The following is a 19,729-nucleotide window of genomic DNA, read 5'->3' as shown; positions in this document are numbered from 1 at the left end:
CTCCCTATCTTCGCCACAATGGGCGGCGATGCTCCGTGTCGGATCCAGTCATAGCGCCCCCTATTGTCCGAAATATGGAAACGATGGGGCGGCCCCGAGAAAAGAGGCACCAGAGCCCATGAACATGACCACGCCCGGCGTGATGGCGCCCCCCGTCCCCAAGACGCTGGACGACATGCTGCTGTCGCCGGTGATGATGCGGGACATCCTGCTGAAGACCATCTTCCGCACCAACGCGGCCGAGACATCGGAAATCGCCAAGCGCATCTGCCTGCCCGTGGCCGTGACGCAGGAGCTGATCGACATCGCGCGCCGGCAGAAGCTGATCGAGGCCATGGGCAGCCTGCACGCCGGAGGCTCGGGCGAGATGGCCTACCAGCTGAGCGATGCGGGCAAGTCCCGTGCGCTCGAGGCGCTGGGCCAGTCCGAGTATTTCGGCGCCATGCCCGTGCCGCTCCAGGTTTACCGCGAACAGGTGAAGCGCCAGTCGATCCGCAATATCGCGATCACGCGTCAGCAGCTGCTGGGCGCCATGGGGCACCTGGTGCTGCCCGACGATCTGATCGACAATCTGGGCCCCGCAGTGGGTTCGGGTCGGTCGATCCTGATGTACGGCCCGCCGGGCAACGGTAAATCCTCCATCTCGAACGGCATCCGCGACGCGCTGGGCGACAAGATCTACGTGCCCCGCGCCATCGAATACGCGGGCCAGGTCATCACCGTCTACGACCCGATCGTGCACACCGCCGCAGAAGACCACGAGGACGACCCGACCTCGCTGCGCCGAAAGACGCGGTTCGACACGCGCTACGTCATGTGCGACCGCCCCACTGTCATCACCGGCGGCGAGCTGCGGCTGGACATGCTGGACCTGAACTACAACGAGGTCGCGCGCACCTACCAGGCGCCGCTGCAGCTGAAGTCGACGGGCGGCGTCTTCATCGTCGACGACCTTGGCCGTCAGGAGGATCCGCCGCAGGCGCTCATCAACCGCTGGATCGTTCCGCTGGAGGAGAACAAGGACATCCTCGCGCTTCAGTCCGGCGAGAAGTTCGAGGTCCCGTTCGACACGCTGGTGATCTTCTCGACCAACTTCCACCCCAACAAGATCTTCGACAAGGCCGCGCTGCGCCGGATCTTCTACAAGATCAAGATCGACGGACCGAACCAGAAGGACTTCCTCAAGATCTTCAGCATGGTCGCGAAGAAGCGGAAGATGCCGCTGGACGAATCCACGCTGATCCACCTGCTGAAGAACAAGTATCCCGAGATCGACAACGTCTACGCCAATTACCAGCCGATCTTCCTGATCGACCAGATGATCTCGATCTGCAATTTCGAGGGCATCCCGAACCAGATGAGCCCCGAGCTGATCGACCGGGCCTGGGCGAACATGTTCGTCGAGGAATCCGACATCCAGCACTGATCCCAGCGCGGGACGTTCTTACCGGCCCAGCGCGTCCATCGCCCGACCGACCGCGACCGGGCCATCGGTCAGCTCGATCATCTCCTTGGTCAGCCAGGGGCGGTCCAGCACGGCGTGGATCGCGCGGGCCACGTTGCCGCGCGCCACGTCGCCATAGGTGATGCAGCGTCCCGCCGTCACCTGACCGTCGCCGTCCTCGTTCTGCAGCGTGCCGGGCCGGATCAGCACCCAGTCCAGGTCCGTGGCCGTGATCGCCACGTCGGCGCGCTTCTTCTCGGCCATGTAATGCTCGAAGGTTTCGGACAGGTCGCGGTTGCGGCCCGCTTCGGGGAAGACGGACACCACGACCAGGCGCCGAACGCCCTGCGCCTCCATCGCGCTGGCCAGGACGATCGCCGCGTCGCCGTCGATGGCGGTGGCAAGGTCCTTACCCGCGCCACCGGCGCCGGCCGAGAACACGGCGGCGTCCATGCCGGTCACGAGATCGGCGAAGTCACCCGGGCCCATTTCGGTCAGGTCGCCGAAATGCGGCGTCACACCCTGCCGCTGCAACCGCTTGTCGTCGCCGTCGCTGTGCCACAGCCCGTGGACCTCATGCCCGGCCTCGATCAACATGGGCAGAAGCCGCGATCCGACGCCGCCGGTGGCGCCAATGACCAATATCTTCACCGCGTTCTCCTTTTGCCGCAGGGTGCTGCATGGCGAATGACGCGGTTCGCCCCTAGGTTCCGTTCATGACCGCCCTGCCCCCCCGTTTCACCGACTGGTTCGCCTCGCGCGGCTGGCAGATCCACCCACACCAGCAGGACATGCTGGACCGCGCCGCCGATCCCGCGCTGCTGCTGATCGCGCCGACGGGCGGCGGCAAGACGCTGGCGGGATTCCTTCCCACGCTGGTCGAGCTGTCCGAGGGCGCGCATGAGGGGTTGCACACGCTGTATGTCTCGCCGCTCAAGGCGCTCGCCACCGACATCAAGCGCAACCTGACGACCCCGGTAACCGAGATGGGCCTGCCCGTGCGGATCGAGGATCGCACCGGCGACACATCGGCCACGCGCAAGAAACGCCAGCGCGCCGACCCGCCGCATATCCTGCTGACCACGCCAGAAAGCCTGGCCCTGCTGACCAGCTACGAGGACGCGCCGCGCATGTTCGCGGGGCTGAAGCGCATCGTGGTGGACGAGATCCACGCGCTGAGCGAATCGAAGCGCGGCGACCAGCTGATGCTGGCGCTCAGCCGCCTGCAGGCCCTATGCCCCGGGCTGCGCCGCGTGGGGCTTTCCGCAACCGTGGAAGACCCCGCCGCCATCGCCAGCTTCCTGGCGCGCCACCCCGATCCGTGCGAGATCCTCTATGCCGATCCCGGCCCGGACCCCGACATCGCCATGCTGGAAACGGATGCCGCCCCGCCCTGGTCCGGCGGCGGCGGTCGCTACGCCATTCCCGCGGTGCTCGAACAGGTGCGCAAGCACAAGACCACGCTCATCTTCCACAACACCCGTGCACAGGCCGAGATCTTCTTCCACGAGCTCTGGCTGCAGAACGAGGACGCGCTGCCCATCGGCATCCACCACGGCAGCCTCTCGCGCGAGCAGCGCAACCGCGTCGAGCAGGCCATGGTCGCGGGCGAGCTGCGCGCCATCGTCTGCACCGGCTCGCTCGACCTCGGGATCGACTGGGGCGACGTGGACCTGGTCATCCAGATCGGCGCACCGAAGAACGTCAAGCGGCTGGTACAGCGGATCGGGCGGGCCAACCACCGCTACAACGCGCCGTCGAAGGCGCTGCTGGTGCCCGCCAACCGGTTCGAGGTTGTGGAATGCGTCGCTGCGTTGCAGGCGGTGAAAGAGCGCGATCTCGACGGCGACCCGCGTGGCCCCGGCCCACGCGACGTGCTGTGCCAGCACATCCTTATCCGCGCCGCGGCCGGCCCCTTTGCGGCCGACGATCTTTACGCCGAAGTGTCCAGCGCGGGGGCCTACGCAGGCCTGACCCGGGCGCAGTTCGACGCCTGTCTCGATTTCGTGGCGACCGGTGGCTATGCCCTGCGCGCCTACGACCAGTGGAAGCGGCTGAAGCAGGACGAGGATGGCCTGTGGCACCTGCGCGACCCGCGCGCGGGCCAGCGCATCCGGCAGAATATCGGCACCATCATGGACACCGACCTGCTGAAGGTTCGGCTGAAGAACCGGCGCGGCGGCACGCCCCTGGGCGAGATCGAGGAGGGCTTCGCCGCCACGCTGACCCCCGGCGACACGTTCCTCATGGGCGGGCAGATCGTCCGCTACGAGGGCCTTCGTGAAATGGTGGTCGAGGTCACCCGCCGCGCGGATCGCGAACCCAAGATCGCGACCTTCATGGGCACCAAGTTCGCCACATCGACCCAGTTGAGCGAGCGGATCCTGCGCATGTTCCGGCAGGACGACTGGCCCGAGTTGCCGAAAGACACCCGCGACTGGCTGCACCTGCAACGCGAGCGCAGCCAGCTGCCGCAGACCGACCGGATCCTGATCGAATCGTTCCCCCATGACGGACGTGAGCACACCTGCGTCTACGGTTTCGCCGGGCGCAACGCGATGCAGACGCTGGGCCTGCTGCTGACCGCACGGATGGAGCAGCAGGGCCTCCATCCCATGGGGTTCGTCGCCACCGACTACGCCACGCTGATCTGGGGGTTGGATACACTGGTGCACCCCGAGCCGCTGTTCGACCGCGACGACCTGCGCGAGACGTTCGAGACATGGCTGGCCGGCAACGCCGTGATGAAGCGTACGTTCAAGCAGTCGGCGGTGATCTCGGGGCTGATCGAGCGCACGACCCGGGGCCAGCGCAAATCCGGCAAGCAGGCCACGTTCAGCGCCGACATCCTTTACGACGTGCTGCTGAAATACGATCCCGACCACCTGCTGATGGATATCACGCGCGAAGAGGCGCTGAAGGGCCTGGTGGATTTCGGCAGGATCGAGGACATGCTCATGCGCACGGCGGGCCGCGTCGACCACGTGGTCCTGGACCGGGTGACGCCGCTGGCCGCCCCCCTTTTCCTCGAAGCGGGGCGTGTCCCGGTCGAAGGCGCCGCCACCGAACGGCTGCTGGCGGAAGAGGCCGCGCGGCTCATGGACACCGCCGGGCTCGACATGGATCCGGGGGCGGAAAAACGGCACTGGCGGGTGCCATACTGACTTGCCGCACCCGCCCCGGTTTGGCTAAGAACGAAGAATGAACTTCATCCAGATCGATCTTTGCGGGGCGCGGCTGCATGCCCACGGCTCGGGCGCGCTGCACTGGCCCGAGGAGGGGCTGCTGGTCGTGTCGGACCTGCACCTGGGCAAGTCCGAGCGGATCGCCCGCCGTGCTGGCCAGATGCTTCCCCCCTACGAGACGCGCGACACGCTCGCCCGGCTGGAAGGGGACGTGGCGCAACTGGACCCCGCCCGGGTGATCTGCCTGGGCGACTCCCTTGACGACGACGCGGCGACCGCCGGGCTCGACGCCTCCGACCGCGCCGCCATCAACCGCATGCAGGGCGGACGCGACTGGACGTGGATCGCGGGCAACCATGATCCCGCGCCCAGCGACCTTGGCGGCAACGCCGCGCAGGTGGTGCAGATAGGGCCGCTGTTGTTCCGCCATATCGCCACCCCCGCGCGGGGCGAGATCACCGGCCACTACCATCCGAAGGCGCGGCTGGGCCTGCGGGGCAAGGCCGTATCGCGGCCCTGTTTCCTGGTGGACCGGCGGCACATGATCCTTCCGGCCTATGGCACATTCACCGGCGGGCTGTGCTGGCGGACCCCGCATCTGCGCGGACTGATGGGCGCAGATGCGCGGGCTGTCCTGACCGGGCCGCACCCGGCACAGGTGCCTCTGCCCCGGATGGCCGCGTGAGCCCCGAGGACATCCGCGCCAATTTCGGCCGTCAGTCGATGATGGCGACCCTCGGCGCGGACCTGAGCGATGTCTCGCCCGGTCGCGTGACGATCACTGCGCCGATCCTGCCCGGATCCCGTCAGCAGCAGGGTTTCGGCCACGCGGGCCTGACCTTCGCCATCGGCGACTCGGCAGCCGGTTACGCGGCGCTTTCGAAGATGGAAGACGGTCAGGACGTCCTGACCACCGAGATGAAGATCAACCTGCTCCGCCCCGCACAGGGGGACCGCCTGGTCGCCGTGGGCGAGGTGGTGAAGCCGGGACGCCGCATCACCGTCGTACGGGCGACGGTCTGGGCCGAAACGGACGACCGGCGCGTCGAGATCGCGCTGCTCCAGGGAACGATGCTGCCGGTCTGACAACCCGGTCTTCGGGCATGAAAAAGGCCGCGCCCGAGGGAAAGGGAAGGCGCGGCCTTTCATTTCGGCCGCTTTCACGGCCGTTGCTGGAAATGGATCAGATGAGCGCGAAGGTCGCCAGGGTCATCCCCAGCATCATCCCGCCATAGATCGCCATGCTTACACTCGTCATTGTCTTGCTCCCGTCAGGGTCTGCACAAACAACTGCGCCGGGCGCATTCGGGTCCATCACCGAAGCGTGATTTTCCCGCCGCCCCCGCCGCAACCGTCCGGGCAGGCGTCGCAAACCCGCTGTCCGGGGCAGAAACGGCCCGCTACACCTTGGGCAGGCATTGCGCAGGGGAGGGCACGGGCCATGGCATTCACTTCGGATATCGAGATCGCGCGGGCGGCGAAGAAACGGCCCATCGGCGAAATCGGCGCCAAGCTGGGGATCGGCGCCGATGATCTCGTGCCCTACGGCCACGACAAGGCCAAGATCGCGCAGCCCTTCATCGACAGCCTCGCCGACCGGCCGAACGGCAAGCTGATCCTCGTGACCGCCGTGAACCCGACCCCCGCCGGTGAGGGCAAGACGACGACCACCGTGGGCCTGGGGGACGGGCTTAACGCCATCGGGAAGAAGGCCGCGATCTGCATCCGCGAGGCGTCGCTCGGGCCATGCTTCGGGATGAAGGGCGGCGCAGCCGGAGGCGGCTATGCGCAGGTGGTCCCGATGGAGGACATGAACCTGCATTTCACCGGCGATTTCCACGCCATCACCAGCGCCCACAACCTGCTGTCGGCGATGATCGACAATCACATCTACTGGGGCAACGAGCTCGGGATCGATACCCGCCGCGTGACCTGGCGGCGGGTGATGGACATGAACGACCGCGCGCTGCGCCAGATCACCACGTCGCTGGGCGGCGTCGCCAACGGCTTCCCGCGCGAGGCCGGGTTCGACATCACAGTGGCGTCCGAGGTCATGGCCTGCCTGTGCCTTGCCTCGTCCCTGGCGGACCTGCAGGATCGGCTGGGCGCGATCATCGTGGCCTATACCCGCGACCGCACGCCGATCTACGCGCGCGACATCAAGGCCGACGGCGCCATGACGGTGCTGCTGAAGGACGCGATGCAGCCCAACCTGGTGCAGACGCTGGAGAACAATCCCGCCTTCGTCCACGGCGGCCCCTTCGCCAACATCGCTCATGGCTGCAACTCGGTCATCGCCACCACCACGGCGCTGAAGCTGGCCGATTACGTGGTGACCGAGGCCGGGTTCGGCGCCGACCTGGGCGCCGAGAAGTTCATGAACATCAAGTGCCGCAAGGCCGGTCTTGCCCCCGATTGCGTCGTGCTGGTCGCCACGGTGCGCGCGATGAAGATGAACGGCGGCGTGAAGAAGGCCGACCTGGGGGCCGAGAACGTTGACGCCGTGCAGGCGGGCTGTGCCAACCTGGGCCGCCACCTGGAAAACCTGCGCGGCTTCGGCGTGCCAGTGGTCGTGGCGATCAACCACTTCGCCGGCGACACCGAGGCCGAGATCGCGGCGGTGCAGGATTTCATCGCCGGACAGGGCGCCGAGGCCATCCTGTGCAAGCACTGGGCCAAAGGCTCGGACGGGACGCGCGACCTGGCCTCGAAGGTGGTCGCCACCATCGAGGCGGGCGGGGCGGATTTCGCGCCGCTCTATCCCGACGAGATGGGCTTGGCCGACAAGATCGACACGATCTGTCGCCGCATCTACCGCGCGGACGGAGCCCAGATGGACGGCAAGATCCGCGCCCAGCTGAAGCAGTGGGAAGACCAGGGCCACGGCCACCTTCCGGTCTGCATGGCCAAGACCCAGTACAGCTTTTCCACCGACCCCGAGGCCCGCGGCGCGCCCACCGGGTTCACGATCCCCGTGCGCGAGGTGCGGCTGTCGGCCGGCGCGGGGTTCGTCGTCGCCATCTGCGGCGAGATCATGACCATGCCCGGCCTGCCCCGCGTGCCCTCGGCCGAGGCGATCGGCCTGAACGACGCAGGCGATATCGAAGGCTTGTTCTAGGCGGCGGGCGGGATTACCCCGACGCCGCACGCCCCCGCAAGGAGACCACGCCATGACCGCACAGATCATCGATGGCAAGAATTTCGCCGCCCGTATCCGCGGCCGCGTGGCCGACCACGTGGCGCGGCTGCGCGACGAACGGGGCGTCACGCCCGGGCTGGCCGTGGTGCTGGTCGGCGATGACCCCGCCAGCCAGGTCTATGTCCGCTCCAAGGGCAAGATGACCAAGGAATGCGGGATGGAATCGTTCGAGTATCGTCTGCCCGAAACCACCAGCGAGGCCGAGCTGCTAGCGCTGATCGCCAAGCTGAATGCCGACGGGGCGGTGCACGGCATCCTTGTGCAGCTGCCCCTGCCCGCGCAGATCGACGCCGAGCTTGTCATCAACTCGATCGACCCATCCAAGGATGTCGACGGGTTCCACGTCTCGAATGTGGGGCGGCTGGCGACCGGGCAACGCTCCATGGTGCCCTGCACGCCCCTGGGCTGCCTGCTGATGCTGCGCGAACATTGCGGATCGCTGTCGGGGCTGAACGCCGTGGTTCTGGGACGCTCGAACATCGTGGGTAAGCCCATGGCGCAACTGCTGCTCAGCGAAAGCTGCACGGTCACCATCGCCCATTCGCGGACCCGCGATCTGCAGGACGTGGCGCGCCGCGCCGATATCCTGGTGGCGGCCGTGGGCCGGCCCGAGATGGTGACGGGCGATTACCTGAAGGCCGGGGCCACCGTGATCGACGTGGGCATCAACCGGGTCGAGCGGGACGGCAAGAACCGCCTCGTGGGCGATTGCCATTTCGAAAGCTGCGCGTCGGTGGCCGGCGCCATCACGCCGGTGCCGGGCGGGGTCGGCCCCATGACCATCGCCTGCCTGCTGGCCAACACGGTCACGGCCTATTGCCGTGCCCACGACCTGCCCGAGCCCGAGGGCCTGACCGCCTGAGCGTCAGCCCGCTGCGCGCGTGGCGGGTTCCGCCTGCCGGCCGCCGCGCCAGGCCCGCTGGCCGGGAACGAACAGCCGCAGCGTATCGCCCAACCGCAGGGTGCCCGGACGCTCGACCCAGGCGGTGACGCCCCGGCGCAAGTCGGCGGCTTGCTTGAAAGTCTTGCCCACATCGCCCCTGGCCTCGGTGATGGACATGGCCGGGAACTGGCAAGGCTGGTTCAGCATGTCGATGACCAGGGTGGCGCCATCCGCCCCCTGCAACCGCGACGATGGCGGCAGGTGGGTGAAATCGTCGATCCCCTTCACCACCAGCGACGCGCCCAGCCAGGCGGGGTCCAGCGGCGCGGTGCCCATGTCGGCGGCGATTGCGTCGAGCTCTTCCTGCGACAGGATCGACAGCTGCCGCACGTTGGCGATCTCGGTGCCCTTGGGATGCAGCGCGGTGACCCGTGAGCAAGACGCGCGCGTCACGCCCGCGTGGTGCTCGCCCGCCATGCCGCCGAAGTCCAGCGGCATGATGTCCACCGGGGCGCCGTCCACGGCGGGCCGGTCGCGATGGGCCACGCGGCCCAGCCAGACGACGGTGCAGGTGTGATCGGTGGGTTCCAGCACGGGCATTCTCAGGTCTCCCTCGGGCGCGACAGCCCGACCACGGCGATCAGGCACAGCGCGAAGATCAGCTCGAAGCTCTCCTCGACCCGGCCGCTGAAGCGGGCCAGATCGTTAGAAACGTCGATACCAAGCGGTGCCAGCTTGCGGGCGATCCCGTCAAGCGATTTGGCCACGACCACGAGGACACCGGCCAGCGTGAAGGTCCACGCCCACCCATCGCCGGCCCACAGGCCGCGGAGCCACGGCACCAGTTGGTAGCGCGCCAGGCGAAAGAGCACGACCAAGGCCAGCAGCACAACGGCGCCGCCGATCACCTTTTCCGGCCAGGGCGCGGGGTCGGTATAGAGGTTGCTTTGCAGGATGCCCTCGGTCGTGAAGGCCTTGTCGGCGTCAAGCTCGCGCAGCGACAGCAGCAGCAAACCCACCGGGACGTGCCAGTCGCGGCGCAAGTTGTGCAGACGCGCGTGGGCCACGGCCGCCATGGCCAGCAGCACCGCGCTGACCGTCTCGATGCTGCCCCCTTCTCGCAGCAGCCAGTCGGCGCTGTCGCTGACCAGCAAGTCCAGGAAGACGAACGCCAGGATCACCGCCTGTGCCCAGACGACCAGGCGCAGGGTGGTATGGCGATGGGTGGCTGTCGTTCGGGGCATGTGTTCGGCACCGTGTCCGGGGATGAAAGACAAGGGCCGCGCCAACTGCTTGGCACGGCCCGGATTTAACGCTTTGGGCGGATCAAGGGTCCCCGCCCCGCGTGACCGCTGAGGCTCAGGTCGACGGTTCGGGCTCCAGACCCGGGTCGGACTTGGGCTTCGGCTTGGTCTTGGGGATCGACGTGACCGAGGGCGTGTTGCCCTGGTCGGGCCGGTCGTCGTCATCCCCGCGGCTCAGCGGCTCGCCGTTGATCACCTTCTGGATCTCGGGGCCGGTCAGCGTCTCGTATTCCAGCAGGCCCTGTGCCAGCCGCTCGAGGTCTTCGCGCTTCTCGGTCAGGATTCGCTTGGCCGTGTTGTAGCCTTCGTCGATGATTTCCCTGACCTTGTCGTCGATCACCTTCTGCGTCGCGGCCGAGTGGCTGGTCCCGCCCGACATGCCGCCGAGATAGGATTGCTGCTCGTTCGCGTAATCGACGTAGCCCAATTCCTCGGCAAAGCCGAACTGCGTGACCATGGCGCGGGCGATCTTGGACACCTGCTGGATGTCCGACGCCGCGCCCGAGGTGACGTTCTCCTTGCCGAAGATAAGTTCCTCGGCAACGCGGCCGCCCATCGCCATGGCGATCTTCGAGGTGTATTTCGTCAGGCTGACGCTCAGCTGGTCCCGTTCGGGCAGCGACAGCACGAGACCCAGCGCACGACCACGCGGAATGATCGTCGCCTTGTGGATCGGGTCGTGCTGCGGAACGTTCAGGCCAACGATGGCGTGTCCGGCCTCGTGGTATGCGGTCAGCTTCTTCTCGTCCTCGGTCATGACCATCGAGCGGCGTTCGCTGCCCATCATGACCTTGTCCTTGGCGTTCTCGAAATCCTCCATGGTCACGAAACGCCGACCGACACGGGCGGCCATCAGCGCCGATTCGTTCACGAGGTTCGCCAGGTCGGCACCCGAGAAGCCGGGCGTGCCGCGCGCGATGATGCGCAGATCCACATTGGGACCCAGCGGCACCTTGCGGGCGTGAACGCCGAGGATCTTCTCGCGGCCCTTGATGTCGGGGTTGGGCACCTGCACCTGACGGTCGAAGCGGCCGGGACGCAGAAGCGCGGGGTCGAGGACGTCGGGGCGGTTGGTGGCCGCCACGATGATGATGCCCTCGTTCGCCTCGAAGCCGTCCATCTCGACCAGCAGCTGGTTCAGCGTCTGCTCACGCTCGTCGTTGCCGCCGCCGTAGCCCGCGCCACGCGACCGGCCCACGGCGTCGATCTCGTCGATGAAGACGATGCAGGGCGCGTTCTTCTTGGCCTGCTCGAACATGTCGCGCACGCGGCTGGCGCCGACGCCCACGAACATCTCGACGAAGTCCGAACCCGAGATGGTGAAGAACGGCACGCCGGCTTCGCCAGCGATGGCGCGGGCCAGCAGCGTCTTACCGGTGCCCGGAGGCCCCACCAGCAGTGCGCCCTTGGGGATTTTGCCGCCCAGGCGCGAGAACTTCTGCGGGTTGCGCAGGAATTCGACGATCTCTTCCAGCTCTTCCTTGGCCTCGTCGATGCCGGCGACATCGTCGAAGGTGACGCGCCCGTGCTTCTCGGTCAGCAGCTTGGCGCGCGACTTGCCAAAGCCCATGGCACCGCCTTTGCCGCCACCCTGCATCCGGTTCATGAAATAGATCCAGACGCCGATCAGCAGCAGGAAGGGCAGGAACGTCATCAGCACGGTGGTAAAGCCGGACTGTTCCTGCGGGCGGGCGTTCACGGTGACGTTGTTGTCGATCAGCCGCTCGGTCAGCCGGTCGCCGGTATCGGGGCGGACGGTTGTATAGTCCTGCCCGTCGGCGCCGCGGAAGATGACCTGCTCACCGTCCAGCGTGACGGACGAGATTTCGCCCTGCTCGACGCGCTCGATGAACTCGGAATAGCTGAGCGTGCGGGACGACATGGTCGACGAGCCGCCCGAGAAAAGGTTGAAGAGCGCCAGCAGCAGGAAGAAAAGCACCAGCCAGAAGGCGATGTTGCGCGCGTTGCCCAAGGAAATCTCCCTATTCGTGGGTTCGTCCGGCTTCGCCGGCATGGTTTGCACATAGGTATCAGGCCAGCGTCTTCAATGCGAGGCAAGCCATGCGGGAAAATCGTCGCGGGCGAATTTTGCGGCAAATGGACCATCCGGCAGCAGTTCCGGCGCCGCGATCAGGGTCTCGCCCCGCCAGACTCCGGGCCCGGACATCGCCTGCGCGCGCGGCAGGCCGGCCTCACGCCAGTTCCCGAGCTGGGAGAGCCCGGCCGCACCGACGGCTTTCACGCTCATCCCGCTTTCCCCGGGGCCGGTCACGATCCAGCGATCGTCCCAGGTGGCGCCCAGCGGAACCGGCACGCTTGCCTCGGCCATCGCGGGTTCGCGCAGGACCGCGATTCCCGTTCGGTCGCGCGTCACGAGACAGCCGTGCAACGTCGCGCGGGTATCGCCCGAACGCAAAGCGGCCAGCAAGCGCGACAGGTCGGCGGCCCGGGGCGGATGGGCCGCACCGGTGACATGGCGCAAGGCCCCGCCAAGAACCCGCAGCGTCGGGTCGGACGGCAGGTCGAACAGGGCCGGTGCGTCGATCAGGGTCGCCCCCCGGTGCGTCCGGGCGTGGCGGGTCGCCCAATCCGACAACAAATGCTGCAACCCGATTTCCGCCGCCCGGAGGTGGGTGGCGGCCGCCGCGATGTCGTCCGGGTCCAGGCCGGCCGCCGACAGGTGCCGCAACGCGTGCCTTGCCCGCGCTCGGTCATAGCGGAGGTCATGGTTGCTGGGGTCCTCGATCCAGTGCAGGCCTGCCGCGGACAGGTGGTCGCGCAGCGCTGCGCGCCGCTCGTCGAGCGCGGGGCGGTGAAACGGGACACCGTGAAAATGCGTGACCGGCGCCATTGCCGCCAACCCCTTCAGCCCCGCGCGCCGGCCAAGGCGCATGACGAAGGTCTCGGCCACGTCATCCGCCGTGTGCCCCAGCAGGACCCCAATCAACCTCCGCTCGCGCGCCCAGTCGGCCATCAGGCGATAGCGTGCCTCGCGCGCCCGCTCGGACAGGTTGCCGGAGGTCTCGCGGGCGGAGGGACCATCCGTCCAGCTCAGGATATCCTGGGACACGCCAAGTCCGGCGGCGACCCGGGCAACCGTCCGCGCCTCGTCCGCCGCCTCGGGCCGCAGGCGGTGATCGACGGTCACGGCGCACAGGCGGGCGGGGCCCAGCGTCTCGGCGGCCACGTGCAGAAGCGCCATGGAATCGCTGCCGCCGGACACGGCGACACCGAATCGACCCTGCGGCAGATCCGTCAGGCGCTGACGAAGTCCTTCGAGCGCCATATTCCCGGCAGGTCGGTCGCGGCGGGCATCAGCCGCAGCCGATGGATCCGCGCGATGTCTGCGCGGCGATCGAGGCGGGGCTGTCGGGGAACCGGACCGTCACCTCGTTCAGGGTGGCGCAGGCATCCTCGCGCTGACCCAACTCGTTCAGCATGACGCCAAGGTTCAGCAGCGCGTCGGGCGCGATCGGCCCCTGCGGCGCGCCCGAGAACGCTTCGAGATAGGCGCGGGCAGCCTCGGCCTGGTTGCCGAGCTGCTGCAGCGCCTGGGCGCGCTGGTAATGCGCGCGGGTGGTCAACGGCCCCGAGGTGTAGGTCTGGGCGAATTGCTGGAACAGGTCGGCGGCTTCTTGCGTGTTGCCCGCGTCAAGCGCCTGTTGCGCCGCATCGAACGCGGCCTGCTCGCCCACCGCAAGCTCGGCACCGCCGCCGCCCGTCGCGGGACGCGGGGCGGGCGCGATGCGCGGCGGGGGCGCGGCCCCGCTGTCGCCGCCCAGCGTCGGCGTCTCGCCCAAGCTGCCGATGTCGCAGGACTCTTCCAGCTCGCACAGGCGGAATTCCAGGTCACCCACCCGGTTGGTGCCGTCGGCAACCACGCGGTTGATGCGGAATTCCAGCTCTTCGGTCAGGCTGGTCAGGCGGCGCAGCTCGGCCTCCATCGCGTCCACCCGTTCGAGCGCCGAGGTGCCGGACAGGTCGACGCCCGTCGCACCGGTGGTCTGCAGTTCGGACCGCAGGCCCTCGACCTCGGTGAACAGCGCCGAAAGCTGCTGGCGAATGTCGGCCAGCGTCTCGGTGTCCTGCGCGGTGGCGAATTGCGGCAGCGCAAGGCCAGCGGCCAGGATCAGCGGCAGAAGGCGGCGCATGTCAGCTGACCGCCGCGCCTGCCGCGATCACCGTGACCGCCCGGCGGTTCTGGGCATAGCAGGCCTCGGTCGAGCAGACCTCGATCGGGCGTTCCTTGCCGTAGGTCACCGTGCGCAGCCGGCTTGCCGCCACGCCTTGCGCGACAAGGTAGTCGCGGGCCGAGGCCGCGCGTCGTGCGCCCAGCGCGAGGTTATATTCGCGGGTACCCTGCTCGTCCGCGTGGCCTTCGACGATGGCGGTGTAGCCGGGGTTGGACATCAACCACTGCGCCTGGGCCGACAGGGCGCGGCGCGCCTCGTCGTTCAGCGTGGACTGGTCCACGGCGAACAGCACGCGGTCACCGACGGTCTGACTGAAATACTCGGGCGAGGCGGGATCCAGCGGGCCGCTGGTCACGCCGTCGGCGCCCGAGCCGAAACCACCGCCCGCGCTGAGCGGGGCGCCATCGGCGCCGGGGCCGCCCGCGCCGAAGCGCGCCGGGCTGGAACAGGCCGCAAGGCCAAGGGCAAGGCTCAGCAGCAGGGCTGCGCGGGGAAGGGTCATGGCTCAATCCTCGAATGGGCGAACGCCCGCTGAAGCGGGTCTGGCTGTGGCGATTCTAGCAGGGGGCACGCCCCAAGGAAACACGTCATCCTCACGGCAGCAGCGGCGACCATGCCGGGTCCGATGCCGCGTTGGGCGTGGGCACCTGCTTCAGGTTGCGCCCGGACACGTCGACCGAGAACAGCCCGGGCTGCCCGCCCGCGCCCGCGCTTTCGCGGGTGAACATGATGACTCGGCCGTTGGGCGCCCAGGTGGGGCCCTCGTCCAGGAAGGACGCGGTCAGCAGGCGCTCCTCGCTGCCATCGGTGCGCATGACCCCGATATGGAAGCGGCCCGCGTTCTGTTTAGTGAAAGCGATCAGGTCGCCGCGTGGACTCCAGACCGGGGTGCCATAGCGTCCTTCGCCGAAGCTGATGCGCCGCGGCTCGCCCCCGCCCGCGGGCATCACGTAGAGCTGCGGGCTGCCGGACCGGTCGGACTCGAACACGATCTGGCTGCCGTCGGGGCTGTAGGACGGCGCGGTCTCGATCGACGGCGCGTTGGTCAGCTGTCGCGGCGCGGACCCGGGCACGAGCGAATAGATATCGGTGTTGCCGTTGATGGCGGCCGAGAACACGATGGTGCGCCCATCAGGCGCGTAGCGCGGCGCGAAGGTCATCGATTCGGCCGGAACGGGCAGCTGGGTGCGGCTGACCGAGCCGACGTTCAACTCGTAGATCTGGGGGAAGCCGGTTTCGTAGCTGGTATAAAGAACGCGGTCACCGGTGGGCGAGAACCGCGGCGCCAGCACCAGCGACCCGCTGTCGGTGAGGTACTGCACGTTGGCACCGTCGTAATCCATGACCGCCAAACGCTTCTGCCGGGCGTTCTTCGGTCCCTGCTCGCTGACAAAGACCACGCGGCTGTCGAAATAGCCCGTCTCGCCGGTGATGCGGGAATAGACCGCGTCGCTGACCTTGTGGGCCAGGCGGCGCCAGGATTGCTCGGTCCCGCCGAATTGCAGGCCCTCGCCCAGCGGCGCCTCCGAGAACACGTCGAACAGGCGGAACTTCACGCTGATCTGGCCGCCGGTGACGCTGACGGCGCCGGTGATCAGGGCCTGCGCGTTGATCGCCTTCCAGTTGGCATAGGTGACGCTGGGCGTGAACTGGGTCACCTGGGTCACGAAGGCGTCGGACGGGATTCGCCGGAACAGCCCCGTGCCGGTCAGGTCGGCGGCCACAACGTCGGTGATGCGCTGTGCCCAACTCTGCGCCTCGGGTGTCTCGGCGATGAAGGTCGGCAGGGCGAAGGGCAGTGGCTCGATCACGCCCTCGGTGATCTCGATGCGCAGCGGGCCGTCCTGCGCCCGCGCGGGCGCGGTCACTTGGGCAAAAGCCGCGGTGGCCAGGATGGCCGCGATCAGGAAACGCAGAAGGGTCATGGGAAATCCGATGGTTGCTTTCAGCGATGGATGGTCAATGGCGGCGGCGCGCCGGGGTTCCCGTGCGCTGGCGCCCGTGGATATGCAATAACACAGGCTCATCTCAGCCGCATGCCTTCGGGGTTGAAGGTCACCTCGACCTCCTGCCACTGGCCGTATTTCTCGGGCGGCAGCTTGTAGCCGCCCTGCTGCGCGGCACAGCGCAGGATGGCCCGGCGCCCGGCGTCGAAGGCCGAGCGGATGGCCGCGTCGGATCCGCCCGACGCGCCGGTCTGGCGCAGGGTGTCCGCCTGCACGCTGCCGTCGCGGTTCAGGCCGAAGCGGATCGAGACGGTGACGTTGGCGGCCTCGGACCCGGTATCCACGATCCAGCACTGGCGCACAGACAGGCGGAACGCCTCCTTCTCGCCATCGGTCAGCGGCGGGCCGGCCGGAATGCCTTCCTGCGGGGCCTGGTCGATCAACTGCTCGAGCCCGGCCAGCGTGTCCTGCACGGCGCTGTTCACGTCGTCGGACGCCGCCGTCTGGGTGTCGGCCTCGGTGCGGGGTGCCTCGGTCGGCGCGGGCTGATCCTGCGCGGTTTCGGTCTGCGGCGCGGGGGCCGGACGCTCGGGGCGGCCGCGCGGGCGCGGCGTGCCCAGCGGCGCGGCGTTGGTCAGCTGCGACGGGCGCTCGGCCTCGGTGACGATCTGGTCCGCGGTCTCGGGCGGTGCGGTCGGTGTCTGGTCCTCGACAACCTCGACGGGCTCTTCCGGCTCGGGCTCGGGCGCGGGGGCCTCGACCACCTCGGGCGCCTGCTCGGCCTCGGGCGGGGGCGGCGGGGTCGCCTCGGTCGAGACGCGGGGCGCGGGGCGCGGCACGTCCTGCGGCGCCACGGGCCGGTCGTCGCGCACCTGCGGGGTAGGCGGCGCCGGCGGGGCCTCGGGCGCCGGGTCGGGTTCGGGCGCGGGCGGTGCCGGCTCGGGCGCGGGGGCCGGTTCGGGCTCGGGTGTGGGTTCCGGGGCCGGTGCGGGCTCGGGGGCCGGTGCGGGCTCGGGGGCCGGTGCGGGCTCGGGGATCTCCAGCGCGGCGGTGGGCGGCTCGGTCTCGGCCTGCTGCTCGCCCACCTCGGGGCGCGTCAGGGCGGCGAATTCCTCTTCGCTCAGAACGCTGACCTGGGCCACGTCGGGGGGCGGCAGCGGATCACGCTCGAACAGCCCGCCGAACAGGGCGAACAGGATCAGAAGCGTGTGTGCCACGCCCGATATGATGGTCCCGGGCTGCATGGATGCGCTCAGCCGTCCGACCCGTCGAGACGCGGGCCGCCCGAGTCGGTCACCAGGCCGATATCGTTGAAGCCCGCGGCGTTCAGCGCGCCCATCACGCGCACCACGTCGGCATAGGGGATCGCCCCGTCCGCGCGCACGTAGACCTTGCGGCTCTCGCGTTCGGCGGCGATGGCGCGCAGCTGCGCGATCAGGTCGGCGCTTTCCGTCTCGTTATCCATCAGCAGGGTGCGGCCGTCGGCGGTCAACGTGATCGACAGCGGTTCTTCCTGCTCGGTGGGCAGCGCCTCGGCCGCCGTTTCGGGCAGCTGCACGGGCACGCCCACGGTCAGCAGCGGCGCGGCCACCATGAACACGATCAGCAGCACCAGCATCACGTCGACGAAGGGCGTGACGTTGATCTCGGCCATGGGGCGCGCGCGGCCCCGGCGCCGGCCCCGTCGCCCACCGCTGGATTTCTGGATGACGTTCGCGCCCATGGCTCAGGCGTCCAGCTGGCGCGACAGGATGGTATTGAACTCGTCCGCGAAGGCCTCGTAGCCGCCGACGATGCGGTTCGCATCGGTCGACAGCTTGTTGTAGAAGATGACGGCCGGGATGGCGGCGAGAAGGCCAAGGCCGGTGGCCAGCAGCGCCTCGGCGATGCCGGGGGCCACGACGGCCAGGTTGGTGTTCTGCTGCGCCGCGATCTCGATGAAGGCGTTCATGATGCCCCAGACCGTGCCGAACAGCCCGATGAAGGGCGCGGTCGCGCCCACGGTGGCGAGGAAGGGCAGGCCACGCTCGAGATCCTCGGCCTCGCGCTGGATCGCCACGTCCATGGAGCGGTCGATGCGGGACTGCGCCCCGGGGATCATCGCGCCGTCGTCGCGGTGCGAGCGCTGCCATTCGGCCATCCCGGCGGCGAACACCCTGGCGGCGTGGCCGTCGGGGTCGGGCCCCAGCGTGCGGTAAAGATCATCCAGCGGCTCGCCCGACCAGAACTGCGCGTCGAAGCGGGCCGCCTCGCGCCGCGCGGCGCGGAAGGCGATGGCTTTCTGGATGATGATCGCCCAGGCCCAGAAGGACGCGAGGATCAGCATCAGCATCACCAGCTTCACGGTGATCGTGGCGCGGGCGTAGAGTCCCCACAGGGAGAAATCCATCTGCGACGCGGCCGCCAGGGTCTCGGTTTCCATAAGACTGCTCTTTCATGCCTCGGTCGGGCCGCTTTCCGGGCCTCGTTGCGTCTTATTTACCTGATTGCGGCCGCAAAAGCCACCACTGCCGCACGATGCGGTGAGCACTGCGCTATCGGCGCAATTCCGCCGGAAGCCGCACGGGCCGCCCGTTCGCCGTCGCAAGCGCCGCAAGCTCGACCCGCGCGGTAAAAAGAACCGTTTCGCCGCGCGTCACGGCCTGCGCCAGCGTCAGCCGCGCCCGGCCGCTTTCGGCCAGTTCGGTCGTCACCTCCAGCCGGTCGTCCAGCCGCGCGGGTGCGCGAAAATCCGCCTCGATCCGCCGCACGGCGAACACGACGCCGGCGTCGCGCAGGGCGTTCTGGTCGACGCCCAGCCCGCGCACCCAGTCCGACCGCGCCCGCTCGATGAATTTCAGGTAATTCGCGTGGTACACGATTCCGCCCATGTCGGTGTCTTCGTAGTAGACGGTGACGGGGAAGCTGTGGGTCACTGCGCCTGCCCGACCCGTGCGGCGAGGCGCAGGGCGTGGCTGGGGTCGTCGGCGCAGGCGGGCATCACCGGATCGTAGGCCGCGCGGACCAGCGCGCCGATCTCGGGGCGCAGCACCGTCGCGCCGCCGGGCGTGACGGCCAGGGGCGAGCGGTCGGTGAAGGCGGTGTCGGACCACAGCAGCATCGACTGCACCACCTGGCTCAGCGCCAGCGTATCGGCGGGCACCGCCGACAGGTGGTCATCCATCCGCAGGAAGACGAAGCACGCCCGGATCGCCCCGCTCTCGTCGAAGCGGAAGACGCGGTACTGGTTGGCGTCCGCCGCCGCGAGCCGCTCCACCAGAGGCACGAGGTCGGGGATCAGCCGGTCCAGGTCGGGGACGTGGCGCAGCTCGTCCCAGTTTCGAAAGAAGAAGACCATGAAGTTGACGCCCAACTCGGGGTCGGTCTCGGCCATCGTGTGCCCGGCCATCTGGCACACGGCCTCGAGCGCGCCCTTCACCACCCCCAGCGTCGCGTCCTCGACGCCGAAGACGACGGGCGCGATGGGGCGGCCCCAGCGGGCGAAGGCGTAGCTGCCATCCGACCGGGTGAAGAGTTCGGTGATCTCGTCGGGTGTCATGCCGCCTCGCTATCCGATGGGCGGGCGGCAGGGCAAG

The 19,729-nt window shown here is 68.6% G+C and carries 19 protein-coding genes; 6 read left to right on the top strand and 13 right to left on the bottom strand.

The annotated features are described in order from the left end of the window. Positions 1–118 precede the first annotated feature (118 nt). The gene (locus BMX96_RS13790; RefSeq protein WP_091846024.1) at positions 119–1,426 is read left to right on the top strand and encodes an ATPase; all 1,308 of its coding nucleotides are present in this window, start codon (positions 119–121) and stop codon (positions 1,424–1,426) included. Between the two features lie 18 nt (positions 1,427–1,444). On the opposite strand, the gene BMX96_RS13785 is transcribed toward BMX96_RS13790, so the two are convergent. Next, positions 1,445–2,095 carry an NAD(P)-dependent oxidoreductase gene (locus BMX96_RS13785; RefSeq protein WP_175481750.1) on the bottom strand — a complete coding sequence of 217 codons (651 nt, stop codon included), beginning with the start codon at positions 2,093–2,095 and terminating at the stop codon, positions 1,445–1,447. A gap of 65 nt (positions 2,096–2,160) precedes the next feature. Here BMX96_RS13785 and BMX96_RS13780 point away from each other — a divergent pair, with 65 nt between their 5' ends. The 5 genes from BMX96_RS13780 (at position 2,161) to folD (ending at position 8,690) form a co-directional block, all read left to right on the top strand. Next, entirely contained in the window at positions 2,161–4,608 is a 2,448-nt protein-coding gene (locus BMX96_RS13780; protein ID WP_091846022.1) for a ligase-associated DNA damage response DEXH box helicase, read from the top strand. A gap of 37 nt (positions 4,609–4,645) precedes the next feature. Beyond that, on the top strand, positions 4,646–5,314 hold the full coding sequence (pdeM, locus tag BMX96_RS13775) for a ligase-associated DNA damage response endonuclease PdeM (protein ID WP_091846021.1): 669 nt from the start codon (positions 4,646–4,648) through the stop codon (positions 5,312–5,314). Next, positions 5,311–5,715, top strand: a complete 405-nt coding sequence (locus BMX96_RS13770; RefSeq protein WP_091846020.1) for a PaaI family thioesterase — start codon at positions 5,311–5,313, stop codon at positions 5,713–5,715. Before pdeM ends, BMX96_RS13770 begins: the two co-directional genes overlap by 4 nt. A gap of 355 nt (positions 5,716–6,070) precedes the next feature. Further along, positions 6,071–7,747, top strand: coding sequence for a formate--tetrahydrofolate ligase (locus BMX96_RS13765; protein WP_091846019.1), 1,677 nt, complete (start codon positions 6,071–6,073; stop codon positions 7,745–7,747). Between the two features lie 52 nt (positions 7,748–7,799). Next, complete coding sequence (folD, locus tag BMX96_RS13760) at positions 7,800–8,690, top strand: bifunctional methylenetetrahydrofolate dehydrogenase/methenyltetrahydrofolate cyclohydrolase FolD (RefSeq protein ID WP_091846018.1); 891 nt, start codon at positions 7,800–7,802, stop codon at positions 8,688–8,690. Positions 8,691–8,693: 3 nt separating this feature from the next. Here folD and BMX96_RS13755 read toward each other — a convergent pair whose 3' ends face one another. The 12 genes from BMX96_RS13755 to BMX96_RS13700 form a co-directional block, all read right to left on the bottom strand. Beyond that, complete coding sequence (locus tag BMX96_RS13755) at positions 8,694–9,311, bottom strand: MOSC domain-containing protein (protein ID WP_091846017.1); 618 nt, start codon at positions 9,309–9,311, stop codon at positions 8,694–8,696. Positions 9,312–9,313: 2 nt separating this feature from the next. Continuing rightward, positions 9,314–9,955: a hypothetical protein gene (locus BMX96_RS13750; RefSeq protein WP_091846016.1), complete on the bottom strand. Its 642-nt coding sequence runs from the start codon at positions 9,953–9,955 to the stop codon at positions 9,314–9,316. Positions 9,956–10,070: 115 nt separating this feature from the next. Continuing rightward, positions 10,071–11,987, bottom strand: coding sequence for an ATP-dependent zinc metalloprotease FtsH (gene ftsH, locus BMX96_RS13745; protein ID WP_091846015.1), 1,917 nt, complete (start codon positions 11,985–11,987; stop codon positions 10,071–10,073). Positions 11,988–12,059: 72 nt separating this feature from the next. Continuing rightward, entirely contained in the window at positions 12,060–13,301 is a 1,242-nt protein-coding gene (gene tilS / locus BMX96_RS13740; RefSeq protein WP_091846014.1) for a tRNA lysidine(34) synthetase TilS, read from the bottom strand. A 28-nt stretch (positions 13,302–13,329) separates the two neighbouring features. Then, positions 13,330–14,166 (bottom strand): tol-pal system protein YbgF, encoded by an 837-nt coding sequence (gene ybgF, locus BMX96_RS13735; protein ID WP_091846013.1) that lies wholly within the window; start codon positions 14,164–14,166, stop codon positions 13,330–13,332. Between the two features lies 1 nt (position 14,167). Continuing rightward, on the bottom strand, positions 14,168–14,710 hold the full coding sequence (pal, locus tag BMX96_RS13730) for a peptidoglycan-associated lipoprotein Pal (protein WP_073127935.1): 543 nt from the start codon (positions 14,708–14,710) through the stop codon (positions 14,168–14,170). Between the two features lie 91 nt (positions 14,711–14,801). Beyond that, entirely contained in the window at positions 14,802–16,133 is a 1,332-nt protein-coding gene (gene tolB, locus BMX96_RS13725) for a Tol-Pal system beta propeller repeat protein TolB (protein ID WP_091846012.1), read from the bottom strand. 98 nt (positions 16,134–16,231) lie between these two features. Beyond that, entirely contained in the window at positions 16,232–17,371 is a 1,140-nt protein-coding gene (locus BMX96_RS13720) for a cell envelope biogenesis protein TolA (RefSeq protein WP_236737075.1), read from the bottom strand. 35 nt (positions 17,372–17,406) lie between these two features. Further along, a complete protein-coding gene (tolR, locus tag BMX96_RS13715; RefSeq protein ID WP_091846010.1) occupies positions 17,407–17,877 on the bottom strand; it encodes a protein TolR in 471 nt (156 codons plus the stop codon). A 3-nt stretch (positions 17,878–17,880) separates the two neighbouring features. Next, a complete protein-coding gene (gene tolQ, locus BMX96_RS13710; RefSeq protein WP_091846009.1) occupies positions 17,881–18,576 on the bottom strand; it encodes a protein TolQ in 696 nt (231 codons plus the stop codon). Positions 18,577–18,688: 112 nt separating this feature from the next. Then, the gene (ybgC, locus tag BMX96_RS13705; protein ID WP_091846008.1) at positions 18,689–19,069 is read right to left on the bottom strand and encodes a tol-pal system-associated acyl-CoA thioesterase; all 381 of its coding nucleotides are present in this window, start codon (positions 19,067–19,069) and stop codon (positions 18,689–18,691) included. Next, complete coding sequence (locus BMX96_RS13700; RefSeq protein ID WP_091846007.1) at positions 19,066–19,692, bottom strand: hypothetical protein; 627 nt, start codon at positions 19,690–19,692, stop codon at positions 19,066–19,068. Before BMX96_RS13700 ends, ybgC begins: the two co-directional genes overlap by 4 nt. Positions 19,693–19,729 lie beyond the last annotated feature (37 nt).

It is taken from the genome of Palleronia pelagia, assembly GCF_900110115.1.
Taxonomy (GTDB): Bacteria; Pseudomonadota; Alphaproteobacteria; order Rhodobacterales; family Rhodobacteraceae; genus Palleronia; species Palleronia pelagia.
The sequence above is the reverse complement of the archived record's forward strand: the minus strand, read 5'-3'. Positions and strand labels throughout refer to the sequence as shown.